The organism is Candidatus Poriferisodalis sp., assembly GCF_965208485.1.
In the GTDB taxonomy this organism is placed as follows: Bacteria; Actinomycetota; Acidimicrobiia; order Acidimicrobiales; family Poriferisodalaceae; genus Poriferisodalis.
The window spans coordinates 3,962,866-3,979,390 of sequence record NZ_OZ242344.1; the positions used below are offsets into that span (position 1 = coordinate 3,962,866).

Annotated in this window: 13 protein-coding genes and 1 tRNA gene; 7 read left to right on the forward strand and 7 right to left on the reverse strand. The window is 66.2% G+C overall.

Translation table 11 applies throughout. From position 1 onward, the window contains the following. Window positions 1-42: 42 nt before the first annotated feature. The 5 genes from ACOGXQ_RS18195 to ACOGXQ_RS18215 all read left to right on the forward strand — a co-directional run bounded on the left by ACOGXQ_RS18195 (window position 43) and on the right by ACOGXQ_RS18215 (window position 5,281). Window positions 43-1,032 carry a malate dehydrogenase gene (locus ACOGXQ_RS18195; RefSeq protein ID WP_419945018.1) on the forward strand — a complete coding sequence of 330 codons (990 nt, stop codon included), beginning with the start codon at window positions 43-45 and terminating at the stop codon, window positions 1,030-1,032. Between the two features lie 1,155 nt (window positions 1,033-2,187). After that, window positions 2,188-2,439: a helix-turn-helix domain-containing protein gene (locus ACOGXQ_RS18200; protein WP_419945019.1), complete on the forward strand. Its 252-nt coding sequence runs from the start codon at window positions 2,188-2,190 to the stop codon at window positions 2,437-2,439. Further along, window positions 2,436-3,893 carry a HipA domain-containing protein gene (locus ACOGXQ_RS18205; RefSeq protein WP_419945020.1) on the forward strand — a complete coding sequence of 486 codons (1,458 nt, stop codon included), beginning with the start codon at window positions 2,436-2,438 and terminating at the stop codon, window positions 3,891-3,893. The genes ACOGXQ_RS18200 and ACOGXQ_RS18205 overlap by 4 nt, the downstream gene beginning before the upstream one ends. Window positions 3,894-4,007: 114 nt before the next feature. After that, window positions 4,008-4,769, forward strand: coding sequence for a helix-turn-helix domain-containing protein (locus ACOGXQ_RS18210; protein ID WP_419945021.1), 762 nt, complete (start codon window positions 4,008-4,010; stop codon window positions 4,767-4,769). Then, on the forward strand, window positions 4,766-5,281 hold the full coding sequence (locus tag ACOGXQ_RS18215; RefSeq protein WP_419945022.1) for an RES domain-containing protein: 516 nt from the start codon (window positions 4,766-4,768) through the stop codon (window positions 5,279-5,281). Before ACOGXQ_RS18210 ends, ACOGXQ_RS18215 begins: the two co-directional genes overlap by 4 nt. A 221-nt stretch (window positions 5,282-5,502) precedes the next feature. Here the strand turns inward: ACOGXQ_RS18215 and ACOGXQ_RS18220 are convergent, their stop codons facing one another. The 3 genes from ACOGXQ_RS18220 to purN all read right to left on the reverse strand — a co-directional run bounded on the left by ACOGXQ_RS18220 (window position 5,503) and on the right by purN (window position 9,575). After that, on the reverse strand, window positions 5,503-7,305 hold the full coding sequence (locus ACOGXQ_RS18220) for a D-alanyl-D-alanine carboxypeptidase (protein WP_419945023.1): 1,803 nt from the start codon (window positions 7,303-7,305) through the stop codon (window positions 5,503-5,505). Window positions 7,306-7,380: 75 nt separating this feature from the next. Next, window positions 7,381-8,952 carry a bifunctional phosphoribosylaminoimidazolecarboxamide formyltransferase/IMP cyclohydrolase gene (purH, locus tag ACOGXQ_RS18225; protein WP_419945024.1) on the reverse strand — a complete coding sequence of 524 codons (1,572 nt, stop codon included), beginning with the start codon at window positions 8,950-8,952 and terminating at the stop codon, window positions 7,381-7,383. After that, window positions 8,949-9,575: a phosphoribosylglycinamide formyltransferase gene (gene purN, locus ACOGXQ_RS18230; protein ID WP_419945025.1), complete on the reverse strand. Its 627-nt coding sequence runs from the start codon at window positions 9,573-9,575 to the stop codon at window positions 8,949-8,951. Before purN ends, purH begins: the two co-directional genes overlap by 4 nt. A gap of 83 nt (window positions 9,576-9,658) precedes the next feature. Here purN and ACOGXQ_RS18235 point away from each other — a divergent pair, with 83 nt between their 5' ends. After that, window positions 9,659-12,685, forward strand: coding sequence for a UPF0182 family protein (locus ACOGXQ_RS18235; protein ID WP_419945026.1), 3,027 nt, complete (start codon window positions 9,659-9,661; stop codon window positions 12,683-12,685). A 317-nt stretch (window positions 12,686-13,002) separates the two neighbouring features. Continuing rightward, window positions 13,003-13,076, forward strand: a tRNA-Met gene (locus tag ACOGXQ_RS18240). A gap of 219 nt (window positions 13,077-13,295) precedes the next feature. On the opposite strand, the gene ACOGXQ_RS18245 is transcribed toward ACOGXQ_RS18240, so the two are convergent. The 4 genes from ACOGXQ_RS18245 to ACOGXQ_RS18260 are packed head-to-tail and all read right to left on the reverse strand — an operon-like array spanning window position 13,296 to window position 16,519. Then, window positions 13,296-14,381 carry a hypothetical protein gene (locus tag ACOGXQ_RS18245; RefSeq protein ID WP_419945027.1) on the reverse strand — a complete coding sequence of 362 codons (1,086 nt, stop codon included), beginning with the start codon at window positions 14,379-14,381 and terminating at the stop codon, window positions 13,296-13,298. A 39-nt stretch (window positions 14,382-14,420) separates the two neighbouring features. Beyond that, entirely contained in the window at window positions 14,421-15,104 is a 684-nt protein-coding gene (locus ACOGXQ_RS18250) for a hypothetical protein (RefSeq protein ID WP_419945028.1), read from the reverse strand. Then, window positions 15,101-16,117, reverse strand: a complete 1,017-nt coding sequence (locus ACOGXQ_RS18255; RefSeq protein WP_419945029.1) for a hypothetical protein — start codon at window positions 16,115-16,117, stop codon at window positions 15,101-15,103. Before ACOGXQ_RS18255 ends, ACOGXQ_RS18250 begins: the two co-directional genes overlap by 4 nt. 15 nt (window positions 16,118-16,132) lie before the next feature. Next, entirely contained in the window at window positions 16,133-16,519 is a 387-nt protein-coding gene (locus ACOGXQ_RS18260; protein ID WP_419945030.1) for a hypothetical protein, read from the reverse strand. Between the last annotated feature and the right edge of the window lie 6 nt (window positions 16,520-16,525).

The following is a 16,525-nucleotide window of genomic DNA, read 5'->3' on the forward strand; positions in this document are numbered from 1 at the left end:
CAGCCGGGAGGCGTGCCCGGCGCGTCGAACCAGGAGAGTGCAGTGAACGATCCCGTACGAGTTGCTGTCACGGGTGCCGCCGGCCAGATCGGCTACAGCCTGCTGTTCCGGATCGCTTCGGGCGCCATGCTCGGCCCTGAACAGCCCGTCGAGCTGCGCATGCTGGAGATCCCTCCGGCGATGGGCGCGCTCGACGGCGTGATGATGGAGCTCGACGACTGCGCCTTCCCGCTGCTGGCGTCACGCACCGGCACCTCGGACCCCAACGAGGCCTTCGAGGGTGCCGACTACGCGCTGCTGGTGGGCTCGATGCCCCGCAAGGCCGGCATGGAGCGCAGCGACCTGCTCGAGGCCAACGGCGGCATCTTCACCGTGCAGGGCAAGGCGCTCAGCGATTCGGCCAACCCCTCGGTGCGGGTGCTGGTGGTGGGCAACCCGGCCAACACCAACTGCCTGATCGCCATGCGCAATGCGCCCGGAATTGCTGACGGTCAGTTCACCGCCATGACCCGCCTCGACCACAACCGTGCCGTCGCCCAGCTCGCTGCCAAGGCGGGCGTGTCGGTGAACGACGTGACCCGCATGACCATCTGGGGCAACCACTCCGCCACCCAGTATCCCGACATCTTCCATGCCGAGGTGGGCGGCCACAACGCAGCAGCCCTGGTGGACGATCAAGCGTGGCTGGAGGACGACTTCATCCCGACCGTGCAGCAGCGCGGCGCGGCCATCATCAATGCGCGGGGTGCTTCCTCGGCGGCGTCGGCGGCGTCGGCCGCGGTGGATCACATGCGCGACTGGGCGTCGGACACGCCCGGCGGCGACTGGGTGTCGATGGGCATCCCGTCCACCGGCGACTACGGCGCCCCCGAGGGCATCATCACCTCGTACCCGGTCACCGTCTCCGGCGGCCAATACCACGTGGTGACCGGTCTCGAGCTCGACGAGTTCAGCCGCTCCCGCATCGAGGCCTCCTGGGCCGAGCTGGTCGACGAACGCGACACCGTCGCAGGCTTGGGCCTCCTCGGCTGACCCGCGAACTATTCCGCGTCTGCTTCGGGCAGCGGCTCTCGGATCGGGTCAGCGTCGGTGGTGCCGCTTGCACCTGACGCGACAGATCCTGATCGAGAAATGCCGAACCGGCTCGGCACGCTCGCCGGCGTCCAGTTTCGAAGGGAAAACCCATCTGGCTACAACCATCTGGCTACAAGTCGAGTCGAGTCGAACGGTGCCGCGCTTGGCTTCCTGTTTGGATTTTGACAATGTCCGCGAATCAAACGCGCGACTTGGCCCGTGACGGAATCAAAGGAATACGGGAGCTGTGAAGCATTGACTCATCTACCCCCCCTTCCGGATCGCGCAGCACATGCCCACCCAAGTGCCGCACACAAACCAGCACCCCGTCAGCCCGCCCCGCCGCCGACCGGTGGCGGGGCTGTTGGGCCGTGCTCCTTCGACGGTGTACCGGGAGCTGGAACGCGGCCGCGGCCCGGAGGGCGTCTATCGGGCTGAGCCCGCGCAGGCCGCAGCGGACCGGCGTGCTCGGCGGTCTCGGGATGGGAACTGATGGCCGACACACTCGGACTCGACCGCGAACAGACCGTTGAACGCGCGCTCGAGATGCTCGATGGCGTTCCTGACGCGATCAGAGCGGCAGTCAGCGAGCTTGATCACGCTGACCGGACAGCGCCGGCTGTGCAGCGGTTGGACCAGCTCATCCGACAGCGATGCAAGGATGTCCGCCATGCATTCGTCCAGCCGTCACGTGCCTCGAAGCAATCCAAGAAGCCGAAGACCAGATCGTCAACGTCCGCCGACCCGTCTTCCAGAGTGTTCATCTGCCGACAACGCCTGCCGCAGGACCGCGGCCAATGCAAGCGCCGCCTCACGACCGTCCCGTGCCCATTCCACCCGCACAGCCCAGGCAGCAACGCCGTACGACAACGCTCGAGCGCAGCGTTAGGCCGTGCGGGGCAGCAGGCAGTGAGAGATGCTCTTGGCGGCATATAGGTGCGCAAGACCGGCGCCGCACCCGCCGAACTCCGCGGCGTCTCCGAATGCGCATGACAGATATACGCATCTTTTGACGTCTCTAGAGAAAAAGCAGATATACTCATCATTCCGAGCTTGCAACGGAAAGGCAGAAATGTCATGCACTCCGAGAGCAGCCTTCCATCGCTTGCCGGAGTGACGACGCCGACACGGCTCGGCTCGAGCATCCGCTTGATTCGCAAGCACAAGAATCTGACGCAGAAAGAACTCGCGGAACGAGCTGGCGTGTCACTGTTCTGCCTGCGCGACCTCGAGAGAGCTGATCGATCCGTCGGCGTGCAGAACGTCTTCAAGGTGCTAGCGGTCTTGGAGTGCAGCGTCTCTCTTCATCCCTACGAGAGCTGGCCGAATAACAACGACGACTCCGAATCGTCGCTGACATCATGACTGCGGACCTGACCGTGCTCATGCACGGGCGCATAACGGGACACATCACCAAAGGACGCCGGAACGCCGCGAAGCTGCACTACGAGAAGCAATACGCAGACGATCACGGGCAGACGCCTTTGTCGTTGGCCTTCCCGCTGCGCATGCCTGAGCACGATGTCGGAGACTGGCTTGACGGGCTGCTGCCGCCATTGCTGGACCTGCGAAGGGAGATAGGGCGCGCCCACGGTGCAGCAAGCCAGCATCCCGTCGACCTGTTGGCGACCGAGATCGGCGCCGACTGTGCCGGTGCCGTTCAGTTCTGTCGTCCCGAGAACGCCGAGTCGGTGCTTGAGCGTAGAAGCGGTGTCACCCCCATGGATGAGACCGCGATGGAAAGAAGCCTCCATGCCCTGAGGCGGGGCGCTGTCGCATGGGAGCAGGAAGTCGGCCAGCCGTTGTCGTTCAGTCTCTCCGGTGCTCAGACGAAGGTCGCCATTCACAAGAGCCCCGAGGGCACCTGGGGTGTCCCCTACGGGAATACGCCGTCGACGCACATCGTGAAGATTGCGCTGCCGAGCTTCGACTCCAACGATGTCGTGGAGCATGTGTGCATGTCTGCGTTGCGAGATGTCGGGATCGATGCGGCCGAGACGGAGATCGTCGAAGCGGGTGGCGAGCGCGCGATCGCTGTGCGCAGGTTCGACCGCCGTATTGACGCTGGTGGCGTTCTGCGGCGCGTTCACCAAGAGGACATGTGCCAAGCAACCGGCACGCCGTCGGACCGCAAGTACCAATGGGACGGCGGCCCGTCACCGGCCGTGACCGCAGACTTGCTGCGCGGCGAGTCGCAGCAGGCGCACCTCGACATATCACGTTTCAGAGATGCGCTGCTGGCCAACTGGATCCTGCTCGCACCGGATGCACACGCGAAGAACTACAGCGTCCAGCTGCGTGGCTACCTTGTCCGGTTCGCCCCGCTCTACGACATCTGCTCGATGGCACCTTGGCGAGACGACGAAGCGCTTCAGTACTTGCAGATGGCCATGAAGTCGGGCGAGTCATACGACGCGTACTCAATGAGACTCGACGAGTGGCAGTCATGCGCGATGGCGCTGAAACTGCCCGCCGCCGATCTGCTGGAACGCATGGACGAGCTTGCAAGTTCGTTGCCGAAGGCTGTCATCAAGCAAGCCGAGATGCTGCCAGCCCATCTGAATGCGATCGAACCCGTCGAACGGCTGGCAGACATCATGAGCACACGAGAACGCGAGTGCGGTTCGCTGCTTTCGCCTCGCGCGACAGGTGCTGCCCTACAAGAAGTCGAGACGGCCGTGGATGAGGCGATCACTGGCGCATCGTCCAACCAGCCGGCCAACACCTCATCCCATTGCCAGCACATCGGCGTGAGATCAAGAAGGCAATGCATCCTCAAGCACCCCCACCCCGGACAGCCGCACAGATACAGCAGATAACTGCCAAGCGCTTGGGCGCCTTGGCCCGACAAGGCAGTATCCAGCAGCGCCAGCCCTGAACAGGTTCAACTGGCAACGAAATGTGTTGCTGTCGAGTTGCGGTATGATTGCTGTGTGGACCGCTTGGACACTCTCTTCGGCAGTGACTTGGAAGACGCCGCCCAAGCAGCCGCGCGCGAGGTGCCGGACGTCGTAGCTGCATTGGATTTCCTGATGCCGATGCTCGGCGACTATGCGAACCCCGCGATCCTGCGGCGGTACCGCAGCAATGTCGAATCGGCGGCGTCGGCGCTGGTCGAGATGCAGGCCCGTTACTCCGAGTTCGCCATGTCGCCGGCTGTTGCGTATGCGCTGATCTCGCCCGTCTTCGTACAGCTGCCTTGGATCGCACCGTCGGTTGACGGTATCGGCGCCATAACAGTGCTCGTCGACAGAGTCCGCGGGCTTGCCGGAGGTCTGCCGCATCAGTGCGTTCGTGCACGCGACGACATCGATGAACACTATCTGGCGTGGTTCTCCAAGGCGATGGGAGACATCGAGTTCGAGCGCAACAGCGCCACTCCGCTGCGCCGCGCAATGGCCACGCTGGACCTGTCGAGCGGTGCGTTCGCTGAGCTCATGGGGGTCACACGCCAAGCCGTCGACAAGTGGCTCGTCAGCGGCCCGCCGTCGCAGCGGCTCCCCAAGATCGCGACCATCGTCGAGATAGCCGACATCCTGCGTTACCGGCTGCGGGAGGGCATGCCGTCGATCGTGGCCCGCCGCAGCGCGCCTGCCTATGAAGACCGCACCATGCTTGAGTTGATCGCAGCGGACGAGCACGAGTGGTTGCTGCGCGACATCGAGAAGATGTTCGACTACTCCACGACTGCATGAACTTCTTGACCTCGGGCATCGGCGGGCGCTATCTGCGCGTCGTCGATTGGCGCTGGCGAGACCCGCTCGACGCCTCCCACTCAGCACGACCCCCAGGCGGCAGATGGAACCCGCCCGGGCTGCAGTGCCTGTACCTCAACGCGGACATCGACACTGCCCGCGCAAACGCACTGAGCCGGTTCGACGACCGTCCCGTCAACATCCACGACGTCGACCCCGCAAGCGCCCCGCATCTCGTCGAAATCGAGATCGACGATGGCACAGCACTCGACGCGTTCACTTCCCAGGGAATCGCCGCAGCCGGACTGCCGGCCGGCTACCCGACCGGCACCGACGGCCGCACCGTGCCGCGCAGCCAATGCCAGCCCATCGGGCACCAAGCCCACAGCGTCGGACTCAACGGAGTCGACTGTCGATCTGCGGCCGTCGGCGGCAACCGAGAGCTGGCCTGGTTCCCCGACACCGGCAACGCCCGCATGATCTCGCGCAAGCCGATGAACGAGTGGTGGTAGCTCTTTAGCGCGATGGCGTTCCGCGCCGCTGTGTCAGTGGCGCGAGACGAGTTCGTCTCTTCCGGTGGCGCGTGCGGCCTGCTAATGCTCTTACCGCGCCACCCGCACCCTCACCGGACTACTCCACGCGCAAACGCGAAGAGCCAGTTTTTCAGGCAGCATCGGTCAGGGTTGGCGGTCTCAGATGAGGAGGCTGCCGATGTCGGGTTCGGCGGCGGTGATCAGCTGTCGGGGCCGTAGGTGTAACGGCCGATGGCGTCGAGGGTGAGTTGGCGGAGTGTGTTGCAGCTCCCTAGGCGGATGATGAGTGACTCGTTGGCGATCATGGCGAAGGTGAGCACGTCGCCGTTGGCCGTGGTGCTGACGCCGGCGATGGACGAACTGTCGTTGAGCTGGCCGCTCTTGGCGAAGATCGTGTTGGTCGAGCCGCCACCCGGAGCAGGACGTGGCCCGCAGCCTTGCAGCGTCGGGGTACGACCCGCGATCGACAGTGACGCCGCAAAGCGGGAATCGTCGCCAGCCGACAGCAGCAGTCGCACGGCTGCCTCGCAGCTCATGCGGTTGTGGACTGACAGCCCCGAGCCGTCGACCAAGACGATTTCGTCGGCTGCCGTTCCCAAGATGTCGCTGAGCGCGTCTGTCGCTGCTGCTGCAGCGGCCGCCCGGGACGAGTCGCCGTGGCGTCGGCCGATCTGCTTGAACAGCATTTCCGCCGGGGTGTTCTCCGAGATTCTCAGTATCCGCACAAGGATTTCCTCCACCGTCGGCGAGGTGATGCTGCCCAGCGAGGTCACCTCGCTTGCCGATGGGGCGCGACCAGAGCGGGGCCGGTGACGGATCACCATGCCGTGTGCTTCGAGCAGGTCGTCGAAGTCCGACGCCGCTGCTTGGGCTGCGTCGGCGCTTCGGGTGTGACTGCGCCGGCTGACGGTGTAGGGCGAGTAGCCGTCGTTGATGACCAGCCCCGACAGGACGCCGACCAAGTTCTCCGACATGTATGACTGCTTCCACACCGGCGGCGTTTCTGGCGTCGCGCCGGGCGGGTAGTGCGATGTGTAGGTCTGCTCTCCGTCGGCGAACCACGACCCGTCCCCGACGATCGCCCCTTCGATGGTGTCGATGCCTGCAGCGCTGAGCTTCGCCATGACGCTGTCCGCCAGTTCGGTCACGTCGGTGTAGGGGCGCTCGGGGATTATCCGGTTGATGTAACCGGGTGTGGCCAAGACGGGGTCGCCGCTGCCGATCAGGTAGATGTCGCCACGCAGCACGCCGTCGCTGACCGCAGCGAGCGCGTCGGCATCGGCAACCACGCGAGTGGTGAAGGTCGTGTCTGCGCCCAGCTCACTGAGTGCCGCCGTGGCGGTCGCGAGCTTGATGAGCGACGCCGGCAGCAGCGGTGTGCTGGCATCGTGCTCGAAGATCGGCTCGCCGTTGCGATACAGCGACATGCACATGTCCTGGGGCGCTTCGCTGGATCGCAGCGCGGCCGAGAACTCGGCTGCCAGTCGCTGCTGCCAGGCAGGCGTGTCGCTGTCGGGTTCATCTTCGGCGCCGTCCGAGGCGCCGGGTTCGCCCTCTGCTGCTAGTGCTGCCGCGACGTCGCCCACCGCGATTGCGGTCTCCCAACGATCCGCGCCGTACACGCGGGTCATGCTGCGGCCCGACAGCTTGTCGTCCGGTACGGCTGCATGCCCGCCGACCACATAGCCGCCCGCTGCCGCTGTGGCGAGTCTGTCGAGCTGGTCTTCCGGGAACGGCTCGTCGCGACCGCCTGCCAGCACGATGCAGCGCTTCGCCTCCAGCACGCCGGCGAGCGTGACCGCCGAGTAGATGTCAGACTGCGCGGCGGCGTCGGACGCGACGATCACAGGCACGGCGTCGGTGCAGTCGCCCAGCACGTCCGGTGGCGGCAGGACCGCCGACCCGGTTGATGCCGCCTGTGCGCCTGCGGGACTGGGCAGCTGCACGACGAGTGCAGTCAGCAGCAGGATCACCGCAGCGATCGCGGTGCCGCGCTGTCGCATCCCTGGTGTGTCTGAGTGGTCCGGCACGCGCTGTCGCATCCCTGGTGTGTCTGAGTGGTCCGGCACGCGCTGTCGCTAATGCCTGAACTGCCGCTCGCCGGTGAACAGCATGGCGAGGCCGAGCTTGTTGGCCCGGGCAATCACGTCGTCGTCTCGCAGGGCGCCGCCGGGCTGCACCACCACCGCCGCGCCGGCCTCCGATGCGGCCTCGACGCCGTCGGGAAACGGGTAGAACGCATCGCTGGCGCAGGCCCCGCCGACCGCCCGTCCATCGGCCTTCGCCGCTGCCAGCCGACCGGACTCCACCCGGTTCTGCTGGCCGGCGCCGATGCCCCACGCCGTGCGGTCCCGTGCCAGCACGATCGCATTGGACGTGACGTGCCCGCACACCCGCCAGGCGAAACGGGCATCGGCCAACTCGCCCGCCGTCGGCCGTCGTTCGGTCACCACCTGCCAGTCTTCGGGCGCAGAGGCGAACGCATGCGGCGACTGCACCAGCCATCCGCCGTTGATCTGGCGCAGCGACAGTCCCGCAGCGTCGGGCCGGGGCGCTTCCAGCACCCGTGTGTTGCGCCGCCTTGCAGCGATGCGCTCGACGGCACCGTCCTCATAGCCGGGAGCGATGATCAGATCGGCTTGTGCCGCTGATTCGATCCGTTCCACTGTGTCGAGGTCGACGATCCGGTTGAAGGCCACGATGCCGCCGAACGCTGAGCGGGCGTCACAGTCGTACGCCCGTTGGTACACGTCGGCCAGCTCGTCGCCGGCTGCCGCTCCGCATGGGTTGGCGTGCTTGACGATCACCACGGCCGAACTGGCCTCGGCGTCGCCGAGGTCGTGCACGATCCGCCACGCCGCGTCGGCGTCGAAGAAGTTCAGGTAGCTCAGCCCCAGCCCGCCGTGCTGGTAGGCGTGGTCCCACCATGTCGATTCGCCGACAGGGCGGTAGCGGGCCCCGAAGTGGTGCGGGTTCTCGCCGTAACGGCACTCGTCCGCCCGCTCCAAGGCGAGGTGCACCGTCGGCGGCAGAGGAGTGGGCTCCGAGCCAGAATTGCTGCCCGCTCGGTCCCCGTCTCGATCCCCGCCGACCGGTTCATCCAGCCATCTCACGATCGCTGCGTCGTACGCCGTGGTATGGGCGAAGGCAGCCCGCGCCAGCCGGCGCCGGGTGGCCGCGCTCAGCGCACCGTGCTCGCCCAACTCGGCCAGCACCGCTTCGTAATCTGCTGGGTCTACCACCACGCCCACGCCGACCGTGCCGTCGCCGTGGTTCTTCGCGGCAGCCCGCACCATCGCCGGTCCGCCGATGTCGATCATCTCGGGGCCCGGATCGGACCGGAACGGGTACAGGTTGCACACCACCAGATCGATCGCCGCGATGCCGTGGGCGTCCAGTGACGCCAGATGAGCCGGCTTGGATCTGTCCGCCAGGATCCCGCTGTGGATGCGCGGGTGCAGCGTCTTCACCCTGCCGTCCAGCATCTCGGGACTGCCTGTGACGTCCTCGACTGCCAGCACCGACACGCCCGCATCGGTCAGCGCCGCAGCGGTCCCGCCGCTCGAGACGATCTCCCATCCGAGGTCCGACAGCCGTGCCGCGAACTGCACCACGCCGGTCTTGTCCCACACCGAGATCAATGCTCTCATCGGGGCTGCCCTTCCAGGATCCGTTCTTGCCCGCACCGCTCCAAGAACGCCGCAATCGTGGCCGGATAGAACTCCCGTTCGACTGTCTTGATGCGCTCGTGCAGCGCAGCCTCGTCGTCACCGTCCAACACTGGCACCGCTTGCTGGGCCAGCATCGGGCCGGCATCCACCTCGGGAATCGCCATGTGCACCGTGCAGCCCGTCTCGGAGACCCCCGCCGCCAAGGCGTCACGCACCGCATGCCAACCCGGGAATGCCGGCAGCAGCGACGGGTGCGTGTTCAGAACTCGGCCTCGGTAGCGCCCGCTGCCCCAGGCAAAGAACGAGTCGGCCAAGATCGTCCCGAAGCCCGCCATCGCGACCACGTCCGCACCTGCGCCGGCAAGCCTCCGGGCCAGATCGCAGCTGTAGCCGTCGCGGTCGAAGCCGCGCCTGCCTGAGGCATCGGTCCCGCTGGCCACCCAGTCGTCACGTCCCACCAGGATCGTCTCGATGCTCGCATCATGCGCAATCGACAGCCCCCTGCACGCCCGATCGGCACCTACCAGCATCACTGGCAGATCGCGTCCCAGCATTGCTTCGAGGATCGAACCGGTCCCCGAGACCAAGACCGCTAAGCGCATCCTGCTGAACCTACGCGACGCGCCTGCCGACTTGGCGGTCCGCTGCCTGCCGCAGCGACGCGTCCCAGTAGTCTTGCTGCCGTATGCGTCCCCCTGAGGGCATGCCGCCTCCCTCATCCGAGCAGCCTTCTGGGCCCGATGGTCCCCGCCGTCCGCCGGGCACAGGCGGTCCGGACGGGCCCCGCAGGCCGCCGCGTCCACGGGGCATCACCCGATTCCAGCTGATCATCGGCATCATCGCTGCCGCGGGCCTCGTCCTGCTGCTGTCCATCCGCGGCATCGCCGGATTCTGGACTGACTATCTGTGGTTCGACAGCTTGGGCTACGCCTCGGTGTGGTGGAGGGTGCTGTGGGCCAAGGTCGGTCTCGGCCTGCTGTTCACGGCGGTCTTCTTCGTTCTGCTGTGGGTGAACCTCTTCATCGCCGAGCGTTTGGCTGCCAGCGCTGCAGCAGCGGGTCAGCCCGAGGACATCGCTGTCCGCTGGCGCCGGATGAGCGGTCGGCGCCGCGGCCTCATTCGCATCGCCGTGGCGCTGATCCTGGCCCTCATGGTCGGGGCGGGCGTCTCGGGCCAGTGGGAATCGTGGCTGTTCTTCGTGAACGCCGCCGACTTCGGCCTCGAAGACCCGCAGTTCGGACGTGACATCGGCTTCTACGTCTTCCGCCTGCCGTTCTTCAACTTCCTCGTGAGCTGGTCGTTCGCGGCCGTCTTGGTCACGTTCATCTTCACGGCGATCTGGCACTACCTGAACGGATCCATCCGGGTGCAGGCGCCGGCGGGCAGCCGGGTGACGCCTCAGGTGAAGGCGCACCTGTCGCTGCTGCTGGGTCTGCTGGCGCTGATCAAGGCCGTCGGGTACTACTTCGACCGATTCGAGCTGACGCTGTCCACCCGGGGCTTCGTGGACGGCGCCACCTACACCGACGTGAACGCCCAGCTGCCGGTGCTGCAGCTGCTCATGGTCATCAGCGCGTTCAGCTTCGTGCTGCTGGTGGTGAACATCTGGCGCCGCGGCTTCACGTACCCGGTGATCGCGGTGGCGCTGTGGGCGGTTGTGGCCGGCTTGGCTGGCGCTGCCTATCCCGCCATTATCCAGCGCTTCCAAGTGGAGCCCTCTGAGTCCACCCGTGAGGCGCCGTACATCGAGCGCAACATCGAGATGACCCGGATCGCGCTCGGCCTCGACGCCGTGACCACGAGCGAGTTCAACTACGAACCTGAGCTGACCGCTACCGACATCGAGAACAACTTCGAGACGGTGCGCAACGTGCGGCTGCTGGATCCGGCCGTGATGCAGGACACGTTCCAGCAGACCCAGGGCATCAAGAGCTTCTACGACTTCCGCGACATCGACGTGGACCGCTACGAGATCGACGGTCAGATCACCCAGATCGTGCTGGCGGCCCGTGAGCTGCGGCCCACCGAGTTGCCCACCGACACTTGGGAGACCGAGCATGTCGCCTACACCCACGGCTACGGCGTAGCGGCGGCGCCGGCCAATGGTGTGGATGCCAACGGACGTCCGGCATATGTGCTCGGCGACATCCCCGGCGCCGCCGAATCGGGCGCGGAGGCGCTCGAGCTGGACGAACCGGGGCTGTATGTGGGCGAGGGCCTCGTCGGCTACGCCATCGTCGGCGCCCAGCGTGCCGAGGTCGACTTCCAGGACGACGACGACCGCACCGAGACCACCCGCTACGACGGTGAGGACGGCGTCGGCATCGGCGGCATCTTCCGGAGGCTGGCGTTCGCGGTGCGTTTCGGCGAGCCGAACCTGCTGGTGTCAGGGGAGATCCAGGGCGACAGCCGGATCCTCTACAACCGTGACATCGAAGAGCGGGTGCGTCTGCTGGCCCCGTTCCTGTCCTACGACAACGACCCCTATCCGGTGGTGATCGACGGGCAGGTCAAATGGGTGCTCGACGCCTACACGACCACCACGCAGTTCCCGTACGCGCAGCGGACCAACCCGCGGGCGGCAACGCTCGGCGGCGACCTGCGCCAGACGGTCAACTACGTGCGGAACTCGGTGAAGGCCGTGGTGGACGCCCATGACGGGACGGTCACCTTCTACGTGGTCGACGAAGACGACCCGATCGTGCAGTCGTACATCAAGCAGTTCCCGGACCTGTTCGCTGAGGGCCCGCCGCCGATGGAATTGCAGGAGCACTTCCGCTATCCCGAGGATCTGTTCCGGGTGCAGACCGATGCGTGGGGCCGGTACCGCCTGAGCGACCCGTCGGAGTTCTACGACGCAGCCGGTGCGTGGGCGGTGGCACAGGACCCGGGTGACTCGATCGGCCAGACGACGGTCGAGACGGTGCGGGACGAGACGACTGGGCAGGTGATCGCCACGGTCGAGGCCCGCATCTCGCCGCAGTACCTGCTGTTCCGATTGCCGGGCGACGATGCTGTGTCGTTCGTGAGCTTCCGGCCGTTCGTGCCGTTTTCCGAGGACGATTCCCGCAAGAACCTCGAAGGCTTCATGGTGGTCCACAACGACCCCGACCGCTATGGGGACATCCAGGTGTTCGAGATCCGGTCGGATCAGCCGATCGACGGTCCGGCACTGTTCAACTCGAACATCCAGACCGAGGAGGAGATCTCCGAGCGGCTGACGCTGCTGAACCAGAACGGCTCGGTGGTGCGGCCCGGCAACCTGTTGCTGATCCCGGTGGAGAACTCTCTGCTGTACGTGCGGCCGCTGTTCATCGCGGCCACCGGTCCGACGGCGGTGCCCGAGCTGCAACTGGTGATCGCAGGCATCGGCTCGAACGTTGCGATCTCCGAGACCTTCGAGGGAGCGATCGAGAAGGCCATCGGCGGCGCGGACATCGACATCGGCAACGGGACGATACGGCCTACGCGGGCCGACCCCGATGACGAACAGCGAGACGCCGTTGCGCCCGACGACGAGGCTGACGATCCGGCTTCGACGCCCGACACTGACAATGTGAGCGATCTGCTCGGGCGAGCCGCCACGGCGTTCGACCGAGCTGACGCCGCGCTGCGTGAAGGCGACTTGGCTGCCTACCAGGAGGCCGTCGACGAGGCCGAGCGCCTCATCGCCCGAGCCGCCCGCATGCTCGAACAAACCGCCACCGGCTAACTCGCGGGTCGAGCGTCGCTATGGACGAGGGCGATTGCGGGCTGATGCCAACGGATCAAGCACGATCACATCTCCGTGAGATGATTCCTTGACGGCCCCGCCCCGCCAGTTCAGTCGTCGGGTGAGTCGATGAGCGCTGCTTCGCGCCGCTGCGGGACTGCGTTCGAACAAGGTCCGAGGCGGCGCAAGCGTCAGCTGTCGAGCCTCGAACTCCGAGGCGCCCTAGCCGCTCAGCCGCCCTCAACCGTGAGCTGAGCGAAGCCCCGCGCTCAGCCTTGCCGATCTTGCAGGGCCGCTGGTAAGATTGTCCCTCTCGCCGCGGGGTGGAGCAGTCTGGAAGCTCGTCGGGCTCATAACCCGAAGGTCGCAGGTTCAAATCCTGCCCCCGCCACTTAGGCACGTTGGCCAATAACGGGTGTGGATGTTGGCCGGTATCCGTGAAATCGGGTCCATTCGACCTGATTGGCCGCCGTTCGGGCGCACTCTTGGGGTCTGTCGGCGTGTCGGTGGGTCAGCGGGCGTGCTGCGGGCCGCGTTGTTCCTGTTCGCGGGCGCGACTAGGCAGACGGCGCTTCGGCCGCCTGCCTAGTGAGTGCGACATGCGTGATCTCTAGGGCGGGGCGCGCGGCTCTGCGATCTCAGGGCTGTCGTTGTTGTCGTCGGGTGTGGTCGCAGCGTCCTGGATGGCGACGCTTTGGAGCGGATGTGTCTTGGGTTTGGCCGCGTTGTCGGCTCGCCGTGCCTGCTTCTCGTTCTTGGCTTTGCGGGTGATGTTGAGGTTGTACCAAACGACGCGCGAGATCGCCGCGATTGTCCGTCCGCCGTCGCCGATGATGCGGCACTTCTTCGGGCTGAGGCCGTAGTCCTCTTTGATCTGCCCGATCGCGTTCTCGCTCTGCTGTCGCCGTCCGTAGCTCTCGTCTTGCGCGCGGGTGCCGTGTGGCGGCAGTTGGAAGTCGTCGAGGTGTTCGACGCCGACGGTAATGAATCGCTGGTAGATGACGTCGTCGGGGATTTCGCCGAAGTGTTCCTCGAAGTCGGCCGGTCGGGGGTACAGGGGCTGGCCGCGAGCGCCGGTTCGTTTGTTCGGGTCAACATTCAGGTGGCCGCGGTGTATGGGGGACACGAATTGTTTGTCGCCGTTGTCGAAGTGCTGTACGGCGATGAGTTCGAATGGCTTGCGCCGCTCGTAGAAGTCGAACAGCTCCTCGTCGCTGAGGTCCGGTGCGGGGACGCGCATGTTCTTGGGCGTGAACGCGACCAGGAGCGCGCCCCCGTGGATGAACGCGGGGTATCCGTGCGGGCCGATCTTCACGGGCCGTGCCGCTTCGAGATACATGGGCTTGATGTCCATGGTGACGTGGAAGTCCATCTCGTGCATCGTCCGGTTGAACGTCGGTCGCAGTTGCGTGAAGCCGATGTCGGCTGTCGCGTCGCAGGCGTTGGGGCAGACTTCTCTTGCGCTGACCGCGGCGTGCACGCCTACCGTTGCGGCGCTGGTTCCCGCTGCGCTCAGATCGGCACCGACGACGTAGGCGTTCTCGTCTTGGCCGAACTTGGCTTTCTTGCGGTTCCCGGTCACTCGACGAGCCTTGGTGGCCACTGCGAGTGTGACGTGGCTGCCGTAGAAGATTCCCTCCTCGTGGTCGCCTGACTTGTTGCGATGACCGGCCCCGGCGTCGGGGTCCCGTCCCACGATGCGCTTGCCGTTGGTGCGGCGATGGCCGATGACGTCCTACGGGTCCGCGAACCTGCGACGCTCGGCGCCCTTGCGGGGACGGGCGACTCTGTTGAGCTTGACGATTTCTTCGTCGGTGACCGGCACGTCGTCTGCTCTCCACAGGCGTCGAGCCGCCCAGGTCGGGAAGTCTGTGCTGTCGATCGCGATTGCCAGGACGCGCCGGGCGACCTCGGCGGGAACTGACGCACGCAGCATCGAGTCGATGAACCACTGGCAGTCGCAGCGCGTCCCGTCGTGGTCTGTCCATCCCTGGCGCAACGCCGTTTCGACGCGCTTGGCCTGCTTGCAGATGATCGTGTAGGTGATGGGCTTTTCGAGATTCTCGAAGGTGTGGACGCCGAGACGGACTGCGTCATTGGGGTGCAGGGACGCGATGAACTTCGTGAGGCTCAGCCGCCAGTAGCTATTGCCCTCCCCGGCGCAGTACAGCATCGACACGAGCAGAGCGAGCAGCGGCAGGCGGGAGCCGCCGCCCCGCTTGGGCTTCACGCGGCGTTGCAGATACGCCAGCACTCCGGACGCCGTGATCGTCTCGACGAGTTCGCTGACGTGCCCCGAGTCGGGCATGGACAGCTTCATCGTCCCCGTCGGGTCGTCAGGGGGAGGCCGGCGCAGAGCCAGGCGCCGCGCGACCTCCCCCGGCGGAAGCTCCGGAGCGGGCTTGGGACGGCGGGTCACGCGCCTAGCCCCCGATTTGCTGCCGCGAGGGGGTCGGCCGGACCGTCGCAGTGATCGAGCATCGCCTGCAGATACGCCGCGCTCATGCGGCCCATGTAGGCGTGAAGATCCGCGAGCGCCGTCCCGTGCTGTATGTGGGCGCACACCCACGTGGCGCGGGCGCGCGCGACGATCAGGCGACCGAGACCCTCCACCCGGATCTTTGCGAACAGGTTGTAGGGCCTCGCTGGCGCATCGGCAGGGACGAACAACGCCCGCTGGTCGCACAGCCTGGCGGCCTCTAGGACGAGGCTGGTGTAGGCCGCGCGTACCGGGACGATGCGCGGCAGGTCACCGTCGACCCGGATGCCGATCCGGCCGTCGTCGAGGTCAACCAGACTCCAAGGGCCGAGCTTGGCCGCGTCGGCGATGCTGAGACCGGCGCCGAGAAGAGCGGCTGTGAGCCACAGGCGTTCTCGGCGCGACCGCTTGCCTTCGAGGAGCGCCGCCGCGCGGAACAAGAACTCATCGACAGGGGCATACGGCTCGGGAGTCTCGTTCTTGCGGATCGCGACAGGCTTCTCGTCCCACTGGTCCGGGAACCTGGCGCGGCTAATCCGATACAGGGCTTGGCGCGACGCACCGCGCCATCCGTTCTTCCCCGCGTGCTCCGCCGTGCTGATGAATACGTCGATGTTGGTCCGATGCAGCACGTACGCCTCGTCAGTCGTGCCGAGCGTGTGGTCCGCCCACAGCAGCGCATTCGCGACGATGCGCATCCACTTCGTCGCCGTCTTGGCTTCCGACGGACCGGCGGACAGGACCCAGTCACGCATTGTCGGCAGGAGTGACTCCAACTTCTGCGCCTCGTCCTCGGACTTGGCCCGCGGCCGGTACCGCATGACCATCGCGTGAATGCGGTCGGGGTGACTGCTCGGCAATTCCTTGATCGGGTCGGCGACGACCGGGGGATCGACCCGCAGCACCAAGTCGCTGTCGGGCGCGAGCAGCCCCGGATCCCGCGCAACCAGCACGGCCCGCAATGCGCCCTAGCCCCGCACTGACCGAGACCCTCGGGCCGTGGCGAGCTTTCGGCCCGTGGTCGGATGGGTGAATCCGCCTGCGTGGAACCAATCGAACATCTCGCCGGTCGTGGCTTGCCAACTGTCACCCGTGGACATGACGAGACATTCGAGGAACTGACCGCCGAGGCGTTCAAGATTCTCGGCGGAGTCCTCCGAAATGCCAGGCCACCGGTTCAGCCGATCTTTGACTCGATCAATCGCCGCGTTGATCGAGTCGTCTCCGTGATGATCGGGGTCCGGTGACGGGAGAGCCTGCGTCGCGTCGGGACAGCAATCAGAGGCGCTGTTGGTCGGCTCGGGCGTTGAGTCCGAGGCGCCGGGTATTCCTCTATCGATCTGCGTGTCGGTCATGGTGAT

Excerpts from the sequence above, each read along its gene's own strand:
- ACOGXQ_RS18205 (WP_419945020.1), top strand. The coding sequence starts at position 2,436 with ATGACTGCGGACCTGACCGTGCTCATGCACGGGCGCATAACGGGACAC.
- ACOGXQ_RS18215 (WP_419945022.1), top strand. The coding sequence starts at position 4,766 with ATGAACTTCTTGACCTCGGGCATCGGCGGGCGCTATCTGCGCGTCGTC.
- ACOGXQ_RS18220 (WP_419945023.1), bottom strand. The coding sequence starts at position 7,305 with ATGCGACAGCGCGGCACCGCGATCGCTGCGGTGATCCTGCTGCTGACT.
- purH (WP_419945024.1), bottom strand. The coding sequence starts at position 8,952 with ATGAGAGCATTGATCTCGGTGTGGGACAAGACCGGCGTGGTGCAGTTC.
- purN (WP_419945025.1), bottom strand. The coding sequence starts at position 9,575 with ATGCGCTTAGCGGTCTTGGTCTCGGGGACCGGTTCGATCCTCGAAGCA.
- ACOGXQ_RS18235 (WP_419945026.1), top strand. The coding sequence starts at position 9,659 with ATGCGTCCCCCTGAGGGCATGCCGCCTCCCTCATCCGAGCAGCCTTCT.
- ACOGXQ_RS18260 (WP_419945030.1), bottom strand. The coding sequence starts at position 16,519 with ATGACCGACACGCAGATCGATAGAGGAATACCCGGCGCCTCGGACTCA.